23 protein-coding genes and 2 pseudogenes are annotated in these 14,737 nt (G+C 69.6%); 17 read left to right on the plus strand and 8 right to left on the minus strand.

Annotation, left to right across the window (positions count from 1 at the left end; genetic code table 11):
• Positions 1–2: 2 nt before the first annotated feature.
• The 4 genes from AB0K15_RS45995 to AB0K15_RS46010 all read left to right on the plus strand — a co-directional run bounded on the left by AB0K15_RS45995 (position 3) and on the right by AB0K15_RS46010 (position 3,330).
• On the plus strand, positions 3–821 hold the full coding sequence (locus AB0K15_RS45995) for a patatin-like phospholipase family protein (RefSeq protein WP_364067119.1): 819 nt from the start codon (positions 3–5) through the stop codon (positions 819–821).
• A 262-nt stretch (positions 822–1,083) separates the two neighbouring features.
• On the plus strand, positions 1,084–2,301 hold the full coding sequence (locus AB0K15_RS46000) for an MFS transporter (protein ID WP_364067121.1): 1,218 nt from the start codon (positions 1,084–1,086) through the stop codon (positions 2,299–2,301).
• 20 nt (positions 2,302–2,321) lie between these two features.
• The gene (locus AB0K15_RS46005) at positions 2,322–2,798 is read left to right on the plus strand and encodes a helix-turn-helix domain-containing protein (RefSeq protein ID WP_364067123.1); all 477 of its coding nucleotides are present in this window, start codon (positions 2,322–2,324) and stop codon (positions 2,796–2,798) included.
• Between the two features lie 13 nt (positions 2,799–2,811).
• Positions 2,812–3,330 carry a hypothetical protein gene (locus AB0K15_RS46010; RefSeq protein ID WP_364067126.1) on the plus strand — a complete coding sequence of 173 codons (519 nt, stop codon included), beginning with the start codon at positions 2,812–2,814 and terminating at the stop codon, positions 3,328–3,330.
• Positions 3,331–3,479: 149 nt separating this feature from the next.
• Here AB0K15_RS46010 and AB0K15_RS46015 read toward each other — a convergent pair whose 3' ends face one another.
• Positions 3,480–4,406, minus strand: a complete 927-nt coding sequence (locus AB0K15_RS46015) for a 2-dehydropantoate 2-reductase (RefSeq protein WP_364067129.1) — start codon at positions 4,404–4,406, stop codon at positions 3,480–3,482.
• A gap of 490 nt (positions 4,407–4,896) precedes the next feature.
• On the opposite strand from AB0K15_RS46015, the gene AB0K15_RS46020 reads away from it, so the two are divergent.
• The gene (locus AB0K15_RS46020; protein WP_364067134.1) at positions 4,897–5,244 is read left to right on the plus strand and encodes a DUF1330 domain-containing protein; all 348 of its coding nucleotides are present in this window, start codon (positions 4,897–4,899) and stop codon (positions 5,242–5,244) included.
• Between the two features lie 218 nt (positions 5,245–5,462).
• On the opposite strand, the gene AB0K15_RS46025 is transcribed toward AB0K15_RS46020, so the two are convergent.
• Together AB0K15_RS46025 and AB0K15_RS46030 are read right to left on the minus strand one after the other, a co-directional pair.
• The gene (locus AB0K15_RS46025; protein WP_364067136.1) at positions 5,463–5,798 is read right to left on the minus strand and encodes a hypothetical protein; all 336 of its coding nucleotides are present in this window, start codon (positions 5,796–5,798) and stop codon (positions 5,463–5,465) included.
• A 15-nt stretch (positions 5,799–5,813) separates the two neighbouring features.
• On the minus strand, positions 5,814–5,942 hold the full coding sequence (locus AB0K15_RS46030; protein WP_364067138.1) for a hypothetical protein: 129 nt from the start codon (positions 5,940–5,942) through the stop codon (positions 5,814–5,816).
• A gap of 125 nt (positions 5,943–6,067) precedes the next feature.
• On the opposite strand from AB0K15_RS46030, the gene AB0K15_RS46035 reads away from it, so the two are divergent.
• Positions 6,068–6,286, plus strand: coding sequence for a CDGSH iron-sulfur domain-containing protein (locus AB0K15_RS46035; protein ID WP_364067140.1), 219 nt, complete (start codon positions 6,068–6,070; stop codon positions 6,284–6,286).
• Here the strand turns inward: AB0K15_RS46035 and AB0K15_RS46040 are convergent.
• The 5 genes and pseudogenes from AB0K15_RS46040 to AB0K15_RS46060 form a co-directional block, all read right to left on the minus strand.
• Positions 6,215–7,282, minus strand: coding sequence for an iron-containing redox enzyme family protein (locus AB0K15_RS46040; RefSeq protein WP_364067142.1), 1,068 nt, complete (start codon positions 7,280–7,282; stop codon positions 6,215–6,217). The two genes, AB0K15_RS46035 and AB0K15_RS46040, sit on opposite strands and share 72 nt — an antisense overlap.
• An 89-nt stretch (positions 7,283–7,371) precedes the next feature.
• On the minus strand, positions 7,372–7,533 hold the full coding sequence (locus AB0K15_RS46045; RefSeq protein ID WP_364067145.1) for a hypothetical protein: 162 nt from the start codon (positions 7,531–7,533) through the stop codon (positions 7,372–7,374).
• Positions 7,467–7,856, minus strand: coding sequence for a DUF6766 family protein (locus tag AB0K15_RS46050; protein WP_364067171.1), 390 nt, complete (start codon positions 7,854–7,856; stop codon positions 7,467–7,469). The genes AB0K15_RS46045 and AB0K15_RS46050 overlap by 67 nt, the downstream gene beginning before the upstream one ends.
• A pseudogene (locus AB0K15_RS46055) lies at positions 7,787–7,981 on the minus strand (hypothetical protein); the annotation flags it as partial. The pseudogene AB0K15_RS46055 and the gene AB0K15_RS46050, both read right to left, overlap by 70 nt.
• Positions 7,982–8,233: 252 nt before the next feature.
• The gene (locus tag AB0K15_RS46060) at positions 8,234–8,668 is read right to left on the minus strand and encodes a hypothetical protein (protein ID WP_364067147.1); all 435 of its coding nucleotides are present in this window, start codon (positions 8,666–8,668) and stop codon (positions 8,234–8,236) included.
• A 206-nt stretch (positions 8,669–8,874) separates the two neighbouring features.
• Here AB0K15_RS46060 and AB0K15_RS46065 point away from each other — a divergent pair, with 206 nt between their 5' ends.
• From AB0K15_RS46065 to AB0K15_RS46115, 11 genes and pseudogenes are all read left to right on the plus strand, one after another.
• On the plus strand, positions 8,875–9,675 hold the full coding sequence (locus tag AB0K15_RS46065) for a hypothetical protein (RefSeq protein ID WP_364067149.1): 801 nt from the start codon (positions 8,875–8,877) through the stop codon (positions 9,673–9,675).
• Complete coding sequence (locus AB0K15_RS46070; protein ID WP_364067151.1) at positions 9,672–10,811, plus strand: SRPBCC family protein; 1,140 nt, start codon at positions 9,672–9,674, stop codon at positions 10,809–10,811. Before AB0K15_RS46065 ends, AB0K15_RS46070 begins: the two co-directional genes overlap by 4 nt.
• Entirely contained in the window at positions 10,808–11,200 is a 393-nt protein-coding gene (gene gvpJ, locus AB0K15_RS46075) for a gas vesicle protein GvpJ (RefSeq protein WP_364067153.1), read from the plus strand. The genes AB0K15_RS46070 and gvpJ overlap by 4 nt, the downstream gene beginning before the upstream one ends.
• Before the next feature lie 5 nt (positions 11,201–11,205).
• Complete coding sequence (locus AB0K15_RS46080) at positions 11,206–11,985, plus strand: GvpL/GvpF family gas vesicle protein (protein ID WP_364067155.1); 780 nt, start codon at positions 11,206–11,208, stop codon at positions 11,983–11,985.
• Between the two features lie 4 nt (positions 11,986–11,989).
• Entirely contained in the window at positions 11,990–12,256 is a 267-nt protein-coding gene (locus AB0K15_RS46085; protein WP_364067158.1) for a gas vesicle protein GvpG, read from the plus strand.
• Between the two features lie 6 nt (positions 12,257–12,262).
• Positions 12,263–12,592: a gas vesicle protein GvpO gene (gvpO, locus tag AB0K15_RS46090; protein WP_364067160.1), complete on the plus strand. Its 330-nt coding sequence runs from the start codon at positions 12,263–12,265 to the stop codon at positions 12,590–12,592.
• Position 12,593: 1 nt separating this feature from the next.
• The gene (locus AB0K15_RS46095; RefSeq protein ID WP_364067163.1) at positions 12,594–12,950 is read left to right on the plus strand and encodes a gas vesicle protein; all 357 of its coding nucleotides are present in this window, start codon (positions 12,594–12,596) and stop codon (positions 12,948–12,950) included.
• Positions 12,937–13,707: a GvpL/GvpF family gas vesicle protein gene (locus AB0K15_RS46100; RefSeq protein WP_364067165.1), complete on the plus strand. Its 771-nt coding sequence runs from the start codon at positions 12,937–12,939 to the stop codon at positions 13,705–13,707. Before AB0K15_RS46095 ends, AB0K15_RS46100 begins: the two co-directional genes overlap by 14 nt.
• The gene (locus tag AB0K15_RS46105) at positions 13,704–13,889 is read left to right on the plus strand and encodes a gas vesicle protein (RefSeq protein WP_364067167.1); all 186 of its coding nucleotides are present in this window, start codon (positions 13,704–13,706) and stop codon (positions 13,887–13,889) included. Before AB0K15_RS46100 ends, AB0K15_RS46105 begins: the two co-directional genes overlap by 4 nt.
• Positions 13,882–14,169, plus strand: coding sequence for a gas vesicle protein K (locus tag AB0K15_RS46110; RefSeq protein WP_364067169.1), 288 nt, complete (start codon positions 13,882–13,884; stop codon positions 14,167–14,169). Before AB0K15_RS46105 ends, AB0K15_RS46110 begins: the two co-directional genes overlap by 8 nt.
• A 311-nt stretch (positions 14,170–14,480) precedes the next feature.
• Positions 14,481–14,737 (plus strand): annotated as a pseudogene (locus AB0K15_RS46115) (hypothetical protein); the annotation flags it as partial.

Consider the following 14,737-nt stretch of genomic DNA (forward strand, 5'->3'; position numbering starts at 1 on the left):
CGATGAGGGCATTGGTCCTGGGTGGCGGAGGACCCGTGGGCGCATCGTGGGAAGCGGCGCTGCTTCTCACCCTCGGCGCGGACGGACTCTCGGCGATCGAGGCCGATGTCGTCCTGGGAACGTCGGCCGGATCGATCGTCGGCGCGTGGCTGACGATGCGCCCGGAGGGCCTCGCCGTGCTGCCGGACCGGATGCGCGAACGAGCGGCCTGGCACGCCGATCGCGCGGCGAACGGTCGCGGCGACCGCGAGACGCTGACGCGCCTCATGACCAAGAAGTCCGAGGCCGGCACACCTTCGATGCCGGCCATTGCCCGGGCCGCGGTCGAAGCGGAGCCACCCCTCTCGGCCGGCGAGGCCGAAGAGATGTGGAAACGGGGATCACCCGAGGGCGCGTGGCCGCGAAACCTGATGATGGCCGCGGTGGACGTCGGCACCGGCGAGGCACACGCGTGGTCGGCCGGCGACGATATCCCCCTGGCCGTCGGCATCGCCTGCTCCACCGCGGCTCCGGGCGTCGCGCCGGCCGTCGAGATGGCCGGCGCCGTCTGGGTCGACGGCGGGGTGCGCTCCGCCACCAACGCCGACCTGATCGTCGACGCGGACGACCGGCCCCGCGACCCGCTCCACAGCAGGGGCAAGGTGCTCATCGTGGCGTGCCGGCCCACGGAAGACCTCGCGCGCGAGCAGTCCATTCTCACCGAGCACGGCTTCGACGTGCGAGTCCTCGTGTCCGATCCCTACTACCGCACGCCCACCGATCTGCTCGACCCGCACTTCGTCGACGCAGCAACGGAAGCCGGCGCCAAGCAGGGGCGCTAGACCGCCGAAGCTCTCGGGAAATGGTGGAACGAGCACTAGCTTTCCCCGCATCGACGACGAGTCCCTCGCCGTGAAGCCCACGCGGTCCACGGTCTCGGCTACCGCCGAGACCGTGGACCGCGTGGTGGCGACGTGCACACCGGCACACGGAACTCAGCACCAGCCCGAAGCGTCGGCACCCGGACCGAGCGAGCCATCGCTCTGACCAGGTAAAACGCCGAGTTGACTTGCGCAGGAAAAGCCAGCACCTTACGGTGCCCCCATGTCAGAGACTCGATTGCACGCGGCGCCCGTGTCCGCCGGGCACAGAGCCTTCGCGGCCGGGGCGGCGACGCTCGCCGCGTTGTACGTCGGGAACAACTTGCCGAGCGCGTTGTATGCGTTGCTGCGGACGACGTTCGGTTTCTCGGCGTTGGTGCAGACGTTGCTGTACGCCGTGGCCGTGGCGGTGATCGTGCCGGGCCTGCTGGTGGCGGGGCCGCTGTCGGACGCGGTGGGACGGCGGCCGTTGATGCTGGTGGCGCTGACGGCGTTCTTCGCGGGCGACTTGGTGTTCACGTTCGCGACCGGGACGGGGTGGCTGTTCGTCGCGCGGATTCTGCAGGGGCTCGGCATGGGCGCGGGCGCCGCGGCGGCGCAGGCGACGCTGAGCGACAGCGCGGGGCAGGACGCAGGCGGCCAGCGGCGGGCGGCGATGACCGCCACCGCGTGCGTCACGTTCGGCCTGGCGCTCGGGCCGGTGGTCGGTGGCCTGCTCGCGCAGTACGGGCCGCTGCCGCGGCACCTGTCGTTCGTGGTTCACGCGGTGGTCGTGGCGATCGTGGCGCTGCTGGTGCTGCGGACGCCCCGCCCGGTCCGCGCCGAGGGCGTGCGCTGGCGCCGGCCGCGGCTCGGGGTGCCGGCGGAGATCCGGCGGACGTTCGTCGTCGCCGGGGCGTCGTCGTTCCTGGCGTGGGCGGTGCTGGGTGTGTTCTCCGCGGTGGTGCCCTCGCTCGTGCAGAGCATGCTGGGCTCCACGAACCTCGCGGTCGCCGCGGCGGCGCTCGCGCTGATGATCGCCACTTCGGGGTTCGTGCAGTTCGGCGCCCGCAAGGTGTCGCCGATCGGCGCGCAGGCGAGCGGGCTCGTGGTGCTCGCCGCCGGTCTGGCGTTGCTGGTGCTCGCGAACGGGACCGGCGCCACGTGGCTGGTGGTGCCGGCCATGCTCGGCACCGGCGCCGGGCACGGGCTCGTGTTCACGGGGGCGCTGGCGGAGCTCACGGTCGTGACACCGCCGGCCGAGCGCGGCGCGGTGATCGGGACGTACTACGTGGTCAGCTACCTGGGCCTCGGCGGACCGGTGGTCGTGGTCGGACTGCTGTCGCTCGCGCAAGGGCTGCCTGCAGCGACCGTGCTCGTCGCCGCGGTCATCGGCGTGTTGTGCCTGGTGCTGGCGCCACTGGTGTTCCTGGAGATCCGCCGCCGGGCGGGTGTCCGGTGACCCGGGCGGCAAGGATCGTCGTGGCCGGCCAGCCCTGCCCCATCGGCCGCGCGGCCGACGTCCTCGGTGACCGGTGGACCCTCCTGATCCTGCGGTCCATCACCGCCGGCACCACGCGGTTCGACGACCTCCACGACGATCTGGGCGTGTCGACCAACGCGCTCGCGAGACGACTGGCCGGCCTCGTCGGTGCGGGGGTGTTGACCAAGGTGCCCTACCGCGACGACCACCGCACCCGCCACGAGTACCGGCTCACCGAAGCGGGCGCCGACCTGCTGCCGGTGCTGCACGCGCTGGCCCGGTGGGGCGAGAACCATACCCGTTCCGACCGGCGCACCCGGCCGATGAAGGTCGTCCACGCCGTTTGCGGCGCGGAAATGCCGTTCGGCGACCACTGCCCGCGCTGCGGCCGGACGGTGGCGCGGACGGAGCTCACTTGGCTGCGGCCCTGGCGCTCGGCCGTCCCGGTGCCGCTTGCCGAACCCGTTCACGATTGAGGGGAGCACACCGATGGCCACCGGACTTCCGGTCACCACGACCACCCACGACGTACGCCGGCTCGCCGTGCCGCTCGGACGGCCCTACGCCGAAGCGATCCGCCTGTTCGAGGAAACCGTGCCGGTGCTGGACCGCACCCGGTTCGAGGGCTTGCCGGACTGGGCCGCGGTCGTCGCCAAGGCCGACGAGGTCGCGCCGCTCGGCTTCCTGCGGTTCGCGAGCATCGAGGTGCCGCCGTTCATGGTCGGCTCCGGATTTTCCTGGGACTGCACGGAATACCTGATGGGCAACCACGTGATCGCCGAGCAGATGTACCGCCACAACCCGACGGTGATGCTGCACGCACCCCTGCGCCTGCTGATCCAGGCCGACGAGCACGGCGACGGCGTGTTCGTGACCGACCAGCCCGGCACGCTGTTCGCGAGCTTCGGAGATCCGCGGGTGACCGCCGTCGGGCACCTGCTCGACACCAAGCTGGCCGGGTTGTTCACCGCGCTCGGCGTCGAACCGCCGGCCGAACTGTCGCACTGAAGGTGATCTTCGAGGGAACCTCGCGCGCCGGCGGCCTGCGGAGACGGCTCCGAGGGAGGCATGCCGTGGCCGACGCGCGCATCGCGGCGATGCCCGGCGCATCGCGGCTCACCACATCGGAAGCCGCCCGACCGGTGGCGTTGTGCCGATCAGGCGGCGGAGACGCGATTCTGGTGTACCCGCAGATTGATGGTCGCCAGCTTCAGCAGCGGAGTGTCCACGCCGAGCTTCTCCCCGCGCAGGACGAGATCGGCGAAGACGTGTTCGACCTCGGTGGGCAGGCCGCGGGAGAGGTCGCGGTAGAAGGACGGCGCGAAGGCCGAGTCGTCCGCCGTGAGCAATCCCTTGGGGGCCGCGAACTCCCGGTCGGTCATCGGATGACCGGCCGCGGCGGACACGGCCGCCGCTTCGGAGACGACCGCCGCCGCGAAGTCCACGCCACCGGGAACGGAGGCGATTTCCCCGATGTTGCCGTGCATCAGCGTGGTGATCGCACCGGCCGAGGCGATGAACACCCATTTGTGCCACATCTCCGTGACGATCCGGCCGGACGTCGCGAACGGGAAGCCGGCGGAGCCGAAGTCGTTGGCGAGCGCGGTCAGCCGGGGCGTCTGCTCGCCGGTTTGCTCACCGATGACCATGTCCGCGAGCGGTGCGAGCTGGCGGATGTCGCCGTTCTCGTCGACGAACGTGACGACCTTGACCACCCCGCCCAGCACCGAGCCGGTACCGAACCGGTCGTTGAGCACATCGAGGTGAGCCATGCCGTTGAGGAAGGGGATGATCCCCACTCCCGGTCCGACTGCCGGGGCGAAGTCCTCGATCGCGGCTTGGAGCGCGTCGGCCTTGACCGACAGCAGGATCGCGTCGTACGCGTCGGACAGCTCCCCCGCGACGAGCAGTTCGGGGTGGAGCACCTCCGTCCGCTCCGCGCTCACGATGCGCAGGCCGCGCTCACGCAGCACCTCACGACGTCGGGGCCGAACCAGGAAATCCACCTTGTTGCCCGCCTGCAGGAGCCGCGCGCCGAAGTAGGCGCCCGTCGCCCCTGCGCCGACAACCAAAACTCGAGCCATGCCGAAACCTCCGGGAATTCAACGCGCGGCATCACAGGCCGGCACCCGGTCAGCGTAACACTGCTGACTTTTAAAAAACAAGTCAGAGTCCGTCCGGGGTGCCGAGCTGTGGACCCGGTCACCTCCGCCACCGAGCCGGAGCCGCATCGTCAGCCGAGGCGAACGAAGCCCGAATTCCCGAGGAGCAAGAAATGCGCACACGCAGTCGCCGGGCCCGGATCGCCGCCGCCCCGACCGCGCCGGCCGCTGCCCCCGTGTTCGCCACGGTGCCGTCGTCGGCGGCGGCGAAGTAACTCGCGGGCGAAGCAGCCCCGACCCGTCGGCCGGAGCTGCTTCAAGCCGAGAGCGTCACCGGCGCCCCGTGGGGTGTCGAGACGCTGAAAGACACATTCAGGAAAGGTTTACGGTGACGCAGGCCGGGCGGCGAGAGCACCGACTCGAGGAGCGGGCTTTCCGGGCTGTGCACCACTGATTCGCTCGAGGAGAACGCATGTCGCAGCCGCAGGACGCCGGACCGGTCTACGCGCTCAACCTGTTCGACATCGCCGACCGCGAGGAGTACTTGGCTTACTCCCGGCGATCGCCGAAGGAGGTCGCCGCGCACGGCGGGCGCGTTGTCGCACTGGGCCGGTTCCAGGAATCGATCACCGGGGACATCGAGCCGCGCAAGGTCATGATCGTCGTCGAGTGGGAGTCGCGCGCGGCGTTCGACAGCTACCGCACCGACCCGGCCCTGGCCGACCTGCACCCGCACCGGGAAAACGGCTCGTCCTCGTACGTCTGGCATCTGTTCGACCGCCTGGACGACCTGCGCCCCCTGCTGCGGCCGGAACCGTGACCCGCCGTCCGTCCCCGGCCCGCACCCCGCCGGGGACGGACGGCGAGCGCCGGCGCTTTCACCGCGTTTCGGCCGGTGCCGGGAATGTCCACCCTGGACACGGTGCGTTGCTCGGCCTCAGCCGTTGCGCTCAGCTGTCTCGCTGTTTTCTCGAAGCAGCCGCGTCGTCTCGCCATCTGTGCCGAGGGCCTGGTGCAATCCCTCCGAAGTGGACACCGTCACCCGCGACCCGCGGCCTCCGGGTACACGTAGTGCTCACCATGGTCCCCGACCGCGAACAATCGCCAGCTTTCGACCTTCGGCCCGGAACTGTCCGGAATGACTTCGATCCGTATCGAGTCCGAGCCGCCGGCGGCCTCGACGACCACGACTCCCCCGGGGCCGAGATCGGCACCGGTCACCCGAAAATCGTCCTCCGCGAACCTCGATGTCAGGAACGCCGCCTGCACGTCGTACATCGTGGTGAAGCTGTCGAACGCCTCGTCACGGTCGGCGCCGGGCGTCTGGGGCCAGCGCATGTCGCGCGAGCCGAGCAGGATCACGTCGCCGTGCATCACCCGGAACGCACACTATGCGTGGATCGCGTGGTCGTCCCCCGCGTCGGAGCGGAACACCACGACGACGATGTTCACGATGCGCCTGATCTCGACCAGCCGCATCCCCGCCAGCGCCCGGATCCCCGCGGCGAGCGGGTCCATTCAGCACATCCGAACATTCGCCGTCCTTGTCGCAGGATCTCCTGGTGACCGGAGACTACTGTGGCGCGCCCGGCGCGCCTGCAGCCGCGAGCTTGAGCGGGACGCGAGCGGGGTATCCGGGCCTGGTGAACGACGACGCCCCGGAAGCCGCGACCATCACACCCTACGAGGACGGGCCGTTGCTGGTCCGCGGTGACTTCGTGCTCCGTTCACCGGACGGCGAGGTCATCGACCCCGGCCGGAGCACTGTCGCGTTGTGCCGGTGCGGGCTGTCAGCGGTCAAGCCGTTCTGCGACGGCACCCACAAGGTGCGCGGCTTCCGCGCGCCGGGCGGCGGGCGCTGACCCGGGCGCGGGCGCGGGGCGCAGGGACGAGCGTCCCTCGTCCCACCGCGTGAGGAGCATCCGGCCGAACTCCGCCTCCATCGCCAGCGCGCACGCCGCGCCGAAGAGGACGTCGCCGGCGGCCGACGGGTGCTCGCGGGCGAACGTGCCGCACAGGTCGTGGGCGGCGATCTGTTCGTGGACGGCGTCGGCCTCGACGTGTTCGTCGTAGAACCGCGTCGCGGCCGTGTCCCGGCCCAGGCGCCGCAATCCGTTGCCGTAGCGGCGATTCGGCAGCGACGACGTCATCTCGAACGCCGCCAGGTGCCCGACCAGCGCGCCCAGCCAGCGGCGGTGAAACCCGAACAGGGACATGAGGTTGCTGACCGCCAGCGTCACGGCGGGCACGCGGTCGACGTAGCGGCCGTAGCCGTCGTCCAGCGCCAGCGAGCGCATGGTGGCCCGGAACAGCTCCGAGTGCATGCGGGCAGGCCGGCCTTGGCCGTACTCGTCGGCCTGGATCTCGACCAGTGCCGCTTTGGCCGCTCCCGACAATCGGGGAATGGCCCAGCTGTGCGGGTCGGCCTCCTTGAGGTGGTAGACCGAGCGCTGCGCCACGAACTCCCGGAACTGCTCCTCGGAAGCGCGCCGCTGGAGGAACTTCGCCACAGGCGGTCCGTCGTCCGCCCGCACCAGGTCGGCCAGCGCCTGCGCCACCGCGTCCGGCCGCACCGCAGCCTGCGGCACGAGCTCGCGCAGGCCGGCCACCCACCTTCGTTCCAGCTGCCGTCGCAGGCCGGTGACGAAAGGAGCGTGTTCCCAGTCGGCGTCGACCTCGTCGAAGCCGCGATAGCTCAGCTCGTAACAGATCCACAGCGTGAGCTGCAGATCCTCGTCGTGCCACACCGGGACGTCGGCGCCGGTCGGCGCCGCGCCGGCGGCCGCATCGTCCGGCTCGGTCAGGAGCCGGGTGACGACCGCCGAACTCGACGGACCGCGGGGGCTGGGCAAACGCATCGAAATCTCCGAATGTGGAGGAACGGATGGGTCCCACCGGCCGCGGGGGCCGGTGGGACGTCAGGCCGCGGCAGCGGACACCGGAATCGTCAGCGCTGTCCGAGGCTCTTGCGCTTGACGAAGCCGATCGCCGCCGTCGCGGCAAACAGCACCACGCCCAGGATCAGGAGCCAGACCAGCCCCTTCACCGCGATGCCCACCACCACGCACACCAGCCACACCACGAGCAGAATGCCGAGCAGCGCCACCATTGAGCCGTCTCCTGACGTCGTTGCCTCCACCAGCGGAGGCGGCAGCTCCGGGTACCCGCCGGCCCGAGCGGAGAAACCGGCGGCCGCTTGGGAAAGATCACAGGCAGGACAGCGCAGCCAGGTTGGGCGCGGCTACGCGCACCGGCGCGCCCAACCTGGCACCGAGACTTCGTGGGAGTGAACAGCCCGACTCGTCGGTGACGTGGTGTTCGGTCCCGACGGGTTTCGACTCGGGGCGAGCTGCTCTGACCGAGGTAGACGCTGAAGATGGCCACGCAGCCGATGGCGAGGAACTCCGACTGCCACTTCTGGTCCGATTCCAGAAGTCGGCCGAGAGCACGTGCTCGCCCCCGCTGACGGGATCACCGACGTCGCCGAGCTGCTCCCCGTCGCACGCGCTGACGCGAGCGATCGACTGCGCCGGCCACGACAGGAAGATCGAGCCCATGACCAGGCCGAGGGAGCGGGAGAACACCGCCGTCCACCAGCCGCCCGCGTGGCCCACCGCGAGGATCCCGCACGCACGTGGCGGCGCAGCACCTGGTCCCGGTCCCTTTCCCGGCCGATCCTGCCCGGCGGCCTCGACCCGCGTGGCACCGGCCACAGTCGCGCGGGGTACCCGTTTGCGGAGCGGCTACACCTCCCCCGGCCAACGCGGCCGGCACGGTCGGCGCGGCCAACGCGGCCGGCGGGCAGCGACTCAACCGGCGACCGGATCGATCTCGGCGAGCATGGCCGTCAGTCGGCCCGTGCCCTGGCGGGCGCCCTCATCGGCGTCCCGCCCCAGCGCCTCGCACGCTCGCACGGCGGCGGCCCGGTCGCCGGCGAGCGTCCCGAACACGTCGAGCACCGCAGTGTGGATCCAGTCGGCGTGGCGGGGGTCGGCGGCAGCGAGAGCGGAGGCGACCACGGCAAGCCCGGCCGGGTCCTGACGCCGGAGCAAGGCCTCCGCCGTCGCGCGGGTGACGGCCGTGTCGCCGGCGTCGAGCATGAGCCCCCGCAGCGGCTCCTTGGCCTCCCCCACCTCGGCGAAGTTGGCGAGGTGGCGGCCTGCGTCGACCCGCTCGCGGTAGTCGGGGCTGCCCGCGAGTTTGATCAGCGCCGCCACCACGGCACGTCTCGCCTCGTCGCTCATACCCACATTCTCCCGCCGGTCGCCAACCCGCGCCACCGGCGCCGTCGTGTGCGGCCGGTATGCCGAAAAACAGGAAATGGGCCAACGCACATCGGTTCACACAATTTTTTCAACGCCTTGGAGGTCCGACAGGGTTCCGAGGGAATCCACCTTCGATCATCGCAGCCGACGATCTTTGGAACCGCTCCCGCAAGCGATTTTTATCCTTGATACGCAAGGAGGAACCCGTTTTCCATGATCTCGTGTTTTCGCGCACACGGATGCGGGTAGCTGAATTGGAGGACGAAGCCACATTCCTGTTCGCGTTGCTTTCGGGGGCGGCGTGCGGGTTGTGCGTGCGGATCTCGCTACCGCAAGATTCAGGAGGAGCAGCAATGAAAGCAGGAACACGGATGGCGCTCGGCGTCGCAGCCGGTTATCTACTGGGACGGACGAAAAAGGGGCGTCTCGCGTTGATGATCGCGGCCGCCGGGGCGTCCGGCAAGGCCGGGGTGTCGCCGACGAGCCTCGTCCAAAGTGGTCTCAAGCAGCTGGGTTCGTCCGCGGAGATCGGCCAGCTGACGTCCCTGGCCCGCGACGAGCTGCTCAGCGCGGCGAAGTCCGCAGCGGTGACGGCGGCCAGCGGGAAGATCGAGTCGCTGAGCGAACGTCTCCAGGACGGCAGCGCGCTCACCCGCGGCAAGAAGTCCAAAGCCGACGACGAGCACGACGAAGAGCCGAACGGTGAGGACGAAGCCCAGGAAGAGACCGAAGACGAGGACGAAGTCGCCGACGAGGACGAAGCCGAATCCGAGGAGGAACCGGAACCCGAGGAGGAGCCGGAGAAGCCCCGGCGCCGCCGTGCGGCAAGTCGCCGCACGAGCGCTGACGACAGCGACACCGATGGCGAACGGCCGCGGCAGCGGCGGTCGCCAGGCAAGCGGGCCGCGGCGTCCGGTGACGGCGACGGATCCGGCAGTGCACGCACTGCCACCAAACGCTCGCCCGTCCGACGGACGAGGAAGTGAACGCAGTGGTCACCAAGACTTTGAAAAAGACCGCAGGCAAAGCGACGGACACAGCCGGCAAAGCCACCGACACCGCCACCAAGGCCACCGGCGGGGACACGAATGAGCTGACCGACGCCCTGCGCGGGCTGGGCCAGGCGGCGATGAGCCGGGCGACCGGCGCGGTGACGAAAAAGATGTCCTCGACGGCCGGGCGGCTGACCGACTTCGCCGGAGGCGGCGGCGGTGGCCTGATGGAAGCGATAACCGGCGGCAAGGGCGGCAGCATCAAGGGCCAGGCGATCAAGGGCGCGCTCAAAGGTGGCCTGTCCGGCATCGCGGAGAAGGTGAAGGGCGCGTTCAGCGGCGGGGGCGGCGGCGGTGGGAAAGGAAGCAAGATCAAGCTCACCAACATCGTCGAGGAGATCGACATCGGTGCGCCGATCGACCTCGTCTACGACCAGTGGACCCGGTTCACCGACTTCCCTGCGTTCATGAAGAAGGTCAACAACGTCGAACAGGTCAGCGACGAGAAAACCGAGTGGAAGGCGCAGGTCTTCTGGTCGCACCGCACCTGGGAGGCCAACATCCTGGAGCAGGTGCCGTACGAGCGGATCGTGTGGCGCTCCAAGGGAGCGAAGGGCCACGTCGACGGCGCCGTGACGTTCCACGAGCTCACACCCGACCTCACCAAGGTCGTGCTGGTTCTCGCTTACCACCCGCAGGGGCTGTTCGAGCGCACCGGCAACATCTGGCGGGCCCAGGGCCGCCGGGCGCGGCTGGAACTCAAGCACTTCCGCCGGCACGTGATGATGGAAGACCTGCTGAACCCCGACGACATCGAGGGGTGGCACGGCGAGATCCACGACGGCGAGGTCGTCGAGCAGGAGGACGAGGACACCGACCGCGACGAGAGCTCACCCGACCAGGACGAAGAATCCGCCGACACCGGTTCCGCCGAGGACGAGGACGTGGAGTCCGAGGAGGAACCGGAAGAAGAGCCCGAAGAAGAGCCGGAGGAAGAAGAACCCGAAGACACCGACGAGACAGACACCGACGAGACCGAAGAAGACACCGACGAGGAGCCCGAAGAAGAACGGCCGCGCCGAGGCCGCGCCCGTGTGGGCGCCGGCAGAAGCCGAGGGAGTAAGCGATGACCACAGCGGTACAGCCGTCCGGTGGCGGCGGTGGCCTCGACCGGCCGAGTTCGAGCGGCCTCGCCGACGTGATCGACACGATCCTGGACAAGGGTCTCGTGATCGACGCGTACGTGCGGGTGTCCCTGGTGGGCATCGAGCTGCTGACCGTGGATGCCCGGATCGTGGTGGCCAGTGTCGACACCTACCTGCGGTTCGCGGAAGCGGTGAACCGGCTCGACATCTCGGGCACCGAACAGAAGGGCCTGCCCGACCTTTTGGAGGACGTGACCTCCGGCGGCGCCAAGGCCAAGACCCGCGGTGCGCTCGACGCGGCCGGCGACAAGCTGCGCGACATCCTCGGCGACGACGAAGAAGAACCCGTGAGCCGCGGCCGGAAAGGACGGTGAGGCCGGTGGCCGCCGAAACAGACACCGGGACGGTGACCGAGACCGCGATCTACGTCTACGGCATCCTGCCCGCTGACGTCGAGATCGACGACGACGCGCGCGGAGTGGGAGATCCGCCTGCCGAGGTGACCACAGTGCACAGCGGTCCGATCGCGGCGCTGGTCAGCGAAATCCCCCACGACGCACCGCTGGGCCGGCCTCAGGACCTCACGGCGCACGCCAGTCTGCTCGACTCGGCGGCCGCCGAGGTCCCGGTGCTGCCGCTGCGCTTCGGCGCGGTGGTCGCGGACGAGCGGGCCGTGGTCGACGAGCTGCTCGACGCGAACCGCGACGACTTCACCGCCGCGCTGGAACAGCTGGAGGGCATGGCGGAGTATGTCGTCCGTGCGCGCTACGACGAGCAGGCCATCCTGCGGGAGATCCTGTCCGAGAACGACGGCATGGCGCGGCTCGCGAAGGCGATCCGGGGCAAGCCGGAGGAGGCCACCCGCAACGAGCGCATGGCGCTGGGCGAGCACATCACCCAGGCGATCGAGGCGAAGCGGGCGGCCGATACGCAACTGGTGGCCGACGCGTTGGACGAGCTGGTCGAGGAGTTCGCGCCGCGGCAGCCGACTCACGAGGAGGAGGCCGTGAACCTGGCCGTGCTGGCAGAGACCGACCGGGAGAAAGACCTCGAAGCCGCGATCGGCGAGCTCGCGAAGGAATGGGAAGGCCGTGTCGAGGTCCGTTTGCTCGGTCCGCTCGCAGCGTACGACTTCGTCGTCACGCGGACGCCGGAGTGACGCCATGGGTCTGTTGTCGGGAATCTTCGGCCTGCCGCTGGCCCCCGTCCGCGGGGTCCTCGCCCTGGGCGAGCTGATCCGGCGGCGGGTCGACGAAGAACTGCACGACCCGGCGTCGGTCCGGCGTGAGCTGGAGGCGGCGGAGGAGGCGCGGGCGGCCGGCGAGATCTCGGCCGACGAAGAAGCCGAGATGCAGCAACGGGCCTTGAGCCGGCTCACGGCCTCACCGCCGAGCCGGCCCGTGCGCCGAAGGAACGAAAGGGAAGGGTGACGGCCGATGGCCACCGCCAAAGGTGAAGGCCGGGCCCCGTCGGCCCGCCGTCGATCGGAGCGGGACGGCATGATCGCCTCGACCGCGGCCGCCGCGGCGGTGCGTCAGCTGGACGAGCTGATCACGAACGAACCCGTGGGCGTCACGTCGATCGAGCCACTCGAAGACGGCTGGATCGTGGAGGTCGAGGTGATCGAGGAGCATCGCATCCCCTCGTCGGCCGACATCCTGGCGCTGTACGAGATCGAGCTGGACGACGAAGGCGACCTGCTCGCGTTCCGCCGCACGAGGCGGTACGCGCGCGGCAAGTCCGGCACCGGTAACGAGGGGAGCTGAGATGGTATCGGGACAACCGGTCGGCAGGCCCCAAGGCGGCCTCGGTGCGGCCGGCGGCCAGCCCGCGAACCTCGGCGACATCCTCGAGCGGGTCTTGGACAAGGGACTGGTCATCGCCGGGGACATCCAGATCAACCTGCTCGACATCGAACTGCTGACGATCAAGCTGCGGCTGGTGATCGCCTCGCTGGAGACGGCCCGTGAGGTCGGCATCAACTGGTGGGAAAGCGATCCGTGGCTGACGGGTGACAACGGGAAGCTGCAGGAAGAGAACCGGCAGCTACGGGCGCGCGTCGCCGCGTTGGAGGCGGCGCCGGAGACCATCGAGGCCGGCGAAGAGGACGATGAACGCGAGTGAGGACCGCGGTGTGTGGCTGTACGCCGTGATGCCTGAAGCCGGCGCATCCGCGCTCGGCGGCCTCACGGGCGTCTCGGCCGAGCACCCGCGGGCTGTCACGGCGGGCACATTGGTCGCGGTGGTGGGCGATGTGCCGTTGAGCTCCTTCGGCGAGGAGGCCTTGCGGCGCAACCTGGAGGACCTCGATTGGCTGGCCACGGTGGCGCGAGCGCACGACACCGTGATCGCGGCGCTGGTCGAGCGGGGGCCGGTGGCGCCGGTCCGGCTCGCGACGGTCTACCACGACGACGGCTCCGTCCGCGTCGCCGTCGAGCAGCGCGCCGCGGACTTCGAGCGGACGCTCGAGCACGTCTCGGGCCGGGTCGAGTGGGGGGTGAAGGCATTCCTGCAGATCGAACCTGAACCCGCCCGGCCCGTGAAGTCCGGGGAAGGTGCGGGGGCCGCGTACCTGGCACGTCGGCGCAGGGCCCTCGCGTCATCCGAAGAACGCCAGTGGCACGCGGCAGAGCAGGCGAGTCACATCCATGCCGCGCTGTCCGAACTGGCGGCCGACGCCTGCACACACCCGCCGCAGAGCCGCGCCCTGACCGACCAGGACGGGCCGATGGTGCTCAACGGCGCGTACCTCGTCGATGCCGAGCGAGCCGAGCAGTTCGCCGAAACGGTGGACTCGTGCGACCGGGACAGCGCCTTGCTCACGGTGACGCTGACCGGGCCCTGGCCGCCGTACTCGTTCTCTTCACTGGAGGAACCATGACCGTGCCCGCGCGGGCCGGGAACCGCAACGTCGCCCTGATCGACCTGCTCGACCGCGTGCTGGCGGGCGGAGTCGTGGTGAGCGGCGAAATCACCCTGTCCATCGCCGACGTCGATCTCGTGCAGGTTTCCCTGCGCACCCTGATCACGTCGATCACCGCATTGCAGCCCCATCATGAATGACGAGGAGAAGAACCGGATCAACGCCGACCCCGAGACCGCGGAACGCAGCCTCGTCAGCCTGGTGCTGACCGTGGTGGAACTCCTGCGCCAGCTCATGGAACGCCAGGCGCTGCGCCGGGTCGACCACGGCGACCTGCCCGACGCCAAGATCGAGGAGATCGGGCAGACGCTGATGTATCTCGATCTGCACATGGACGAATTGTGCGATCATTTCGGGCTGGACCGGCGGGACCTGAACCTCGATCTCGGACCACTGGGAACACTCCTTTCCGACGAATAGGCATTCCCCTTTCATTATCCGACCGTTGTCGGAAGCGCTTTCGTGAACGAAAGACCGGGACGCTTCGCGCGCCGTGGGATGGTGACCGCGTGTTTGACCGGCCACCGACCGGGTACGCATAAGAAATACAACCCACACCCCGGACCACGGTGTTCCCCTTCGACGCGACGACCAAGCCAGGGCTTTTCAGCGCCGGCGAAGGCACTCGTCCAAAGGATCATCCCGCGTGGACACCGGATCGAAACGCCCACCATGCGTTCGAGCCGTGCCCACCATGGTGACCGTCATTCGTCCACGAAAGGACAAGATCCATGAACACCGGCTTCAACATCCTGCAAAGCCTGCAGAGTGCGTTCACGACATTCGTGGGCTACCTGCCCCAGGTGATCGGCGCGCTTCTCGTGTTGCTGATCGGCTTCATCATCGCCAAACTGCTGGACAAGGCCATCACCAAAGGCCTGCAGAAGGCGAAGGTCGACGACCGGCTGAAGACCGGCGGCGGCGCGAACTACGTGGAGAAGCTCTCCCCACGAGGCAGCCCCTCCAAACTCGTCGGCCTGGTCGTGTT

Origin of the sequence: Amycolatopsis sp. NPDC049253 (genome assembly GCF_040678995.1) — a bacterium.
Lineage (GTDB): Bacteria > Actinomycetota > Actinomycetes > Mycobacteriales > Pseudonocardiaceae > Amycolatopsis.

Bases quoted from the DNA above. Each gene is read 5' to 3' on its own strand.
- AB0K15_RS46015 (WP_364067129.1), bottom strand. From the start codon at position 4,406: ATGGCTCGAGTTTTGGTTGTCGGCGCAGGGGCGACGGGCGCCTACTTC.
- AB0K15_RS46020 (WP_364067134.1), top strand. From the start codon at position 4,897: ATGTCGCAGCCGCAGGACGCCGGACCGGTCTACGCGCTCAACCTGTTC.
- AB0K15_RS46095 (WP_364067163.1), top strand. From the start codon at position 12,594: ATGGTATCGGGACAACCGGTCGGCAGGCCCCAAGGCGGCCTCGGTGCG.
- AB0K15_RS46010 (WP_364067126.1), top strand. From the start codon at position 2,812: ATGGCCACCGGACTTCCGGTCACCACGACCACCCACGACGTACGCCGG.
- AB0K15_RS46040 (WP_364067142.1), bottom strand. From the start codon at position 7,282: ATGCGTTTGCCCAGCCCCCGCGGTCCGTCGAGTTCGGCGGTCGTCACC.
- gvpJ (WP_364067153.1), top strand. From the start codon at position 10,808: ATGACCACAGCGGTACAGCCGTCCGGTGGCGGCGGTGGCCTCGACCGG.
- AB0K15_RS46025 (WP_364067136.1), bottom strand. From the start codon at position 5,798: ATGCACGGCGACGTGATCCTGCTCGGCTCGCGCGACATGCGCTGGCCC.
- AB0K15_RS46060 (WP_364067147.1), bottom strand. From the start codon at position 8,668: ATGAGCGACGAGGCGAGACGTGCCGTGGTGGCGGCGCTGATCAAACTC.
- gvpO (WP_364067160.1), top strand. From the start codon at position 12,263: ATGGCCACCGCCAAAGGTGAAGGCCGGGCCCCGTCGGCCCGCCGTCGA.
- AB0K15_RS46030 (WP_364067138.1), bottom strand. From the start codon at position 5,942: ATGGACCCGCTCGCCGCGGGGATCCGGGCGCTGGCGGGGATGCGGCTG.
- AB0K15_RS46085 (WP_364067158.1), top strand. From the start codon at position 11,990: ATGGGTCTGTTGTCGGGAATCTTCGGCCTGCCGCTGGCCCCCGTCCGC.
- AB0K15_RS45995 (WP_364067119.1), top strand. From the start codon at position 3: ATGAGGGCATTGGTCCTGGGTGGCGGAGGACCCGTGGGCGCATCGTGG.
- AB0K15_RS46045 (WP_364067145.1), bottom strand. From the start codon at position 7,533: ATGGTGGCGCTGCTCGGCATTCTGCTCGTGGTGTGGCTGGTGTGCGTG.
- AB0K15_RS46105 (WP_364067167.1), top strand. From the start codon at position 13,704: ATGACCGTGCCCGCGCGGGCCGGGAACCGCAACGTCGCCCTGATCGAC.
- AB0K15_RS46100 (WP_364067165.1), top strand. From the start codon at position 12,937: ATGAACGCGAGTGAGGACCGCGGTGTGTGGCTGTACGCCGTGATGCCT.
- AB0K15_RS46110 (WP_364067169.1), top strand. From the start codon at position 13,882: ATGAATGACGAGGAGAAGAACCGGATCAACGCCGACCCCGAGACCGCG.
- AB0K15_RS46000 (WP_364067121.1), top strand. From the start codon at position 1,084: ATGTCAGAGACTCGATTGCACGCGGCGCCCGTGTCCGCCGGGCACAGA.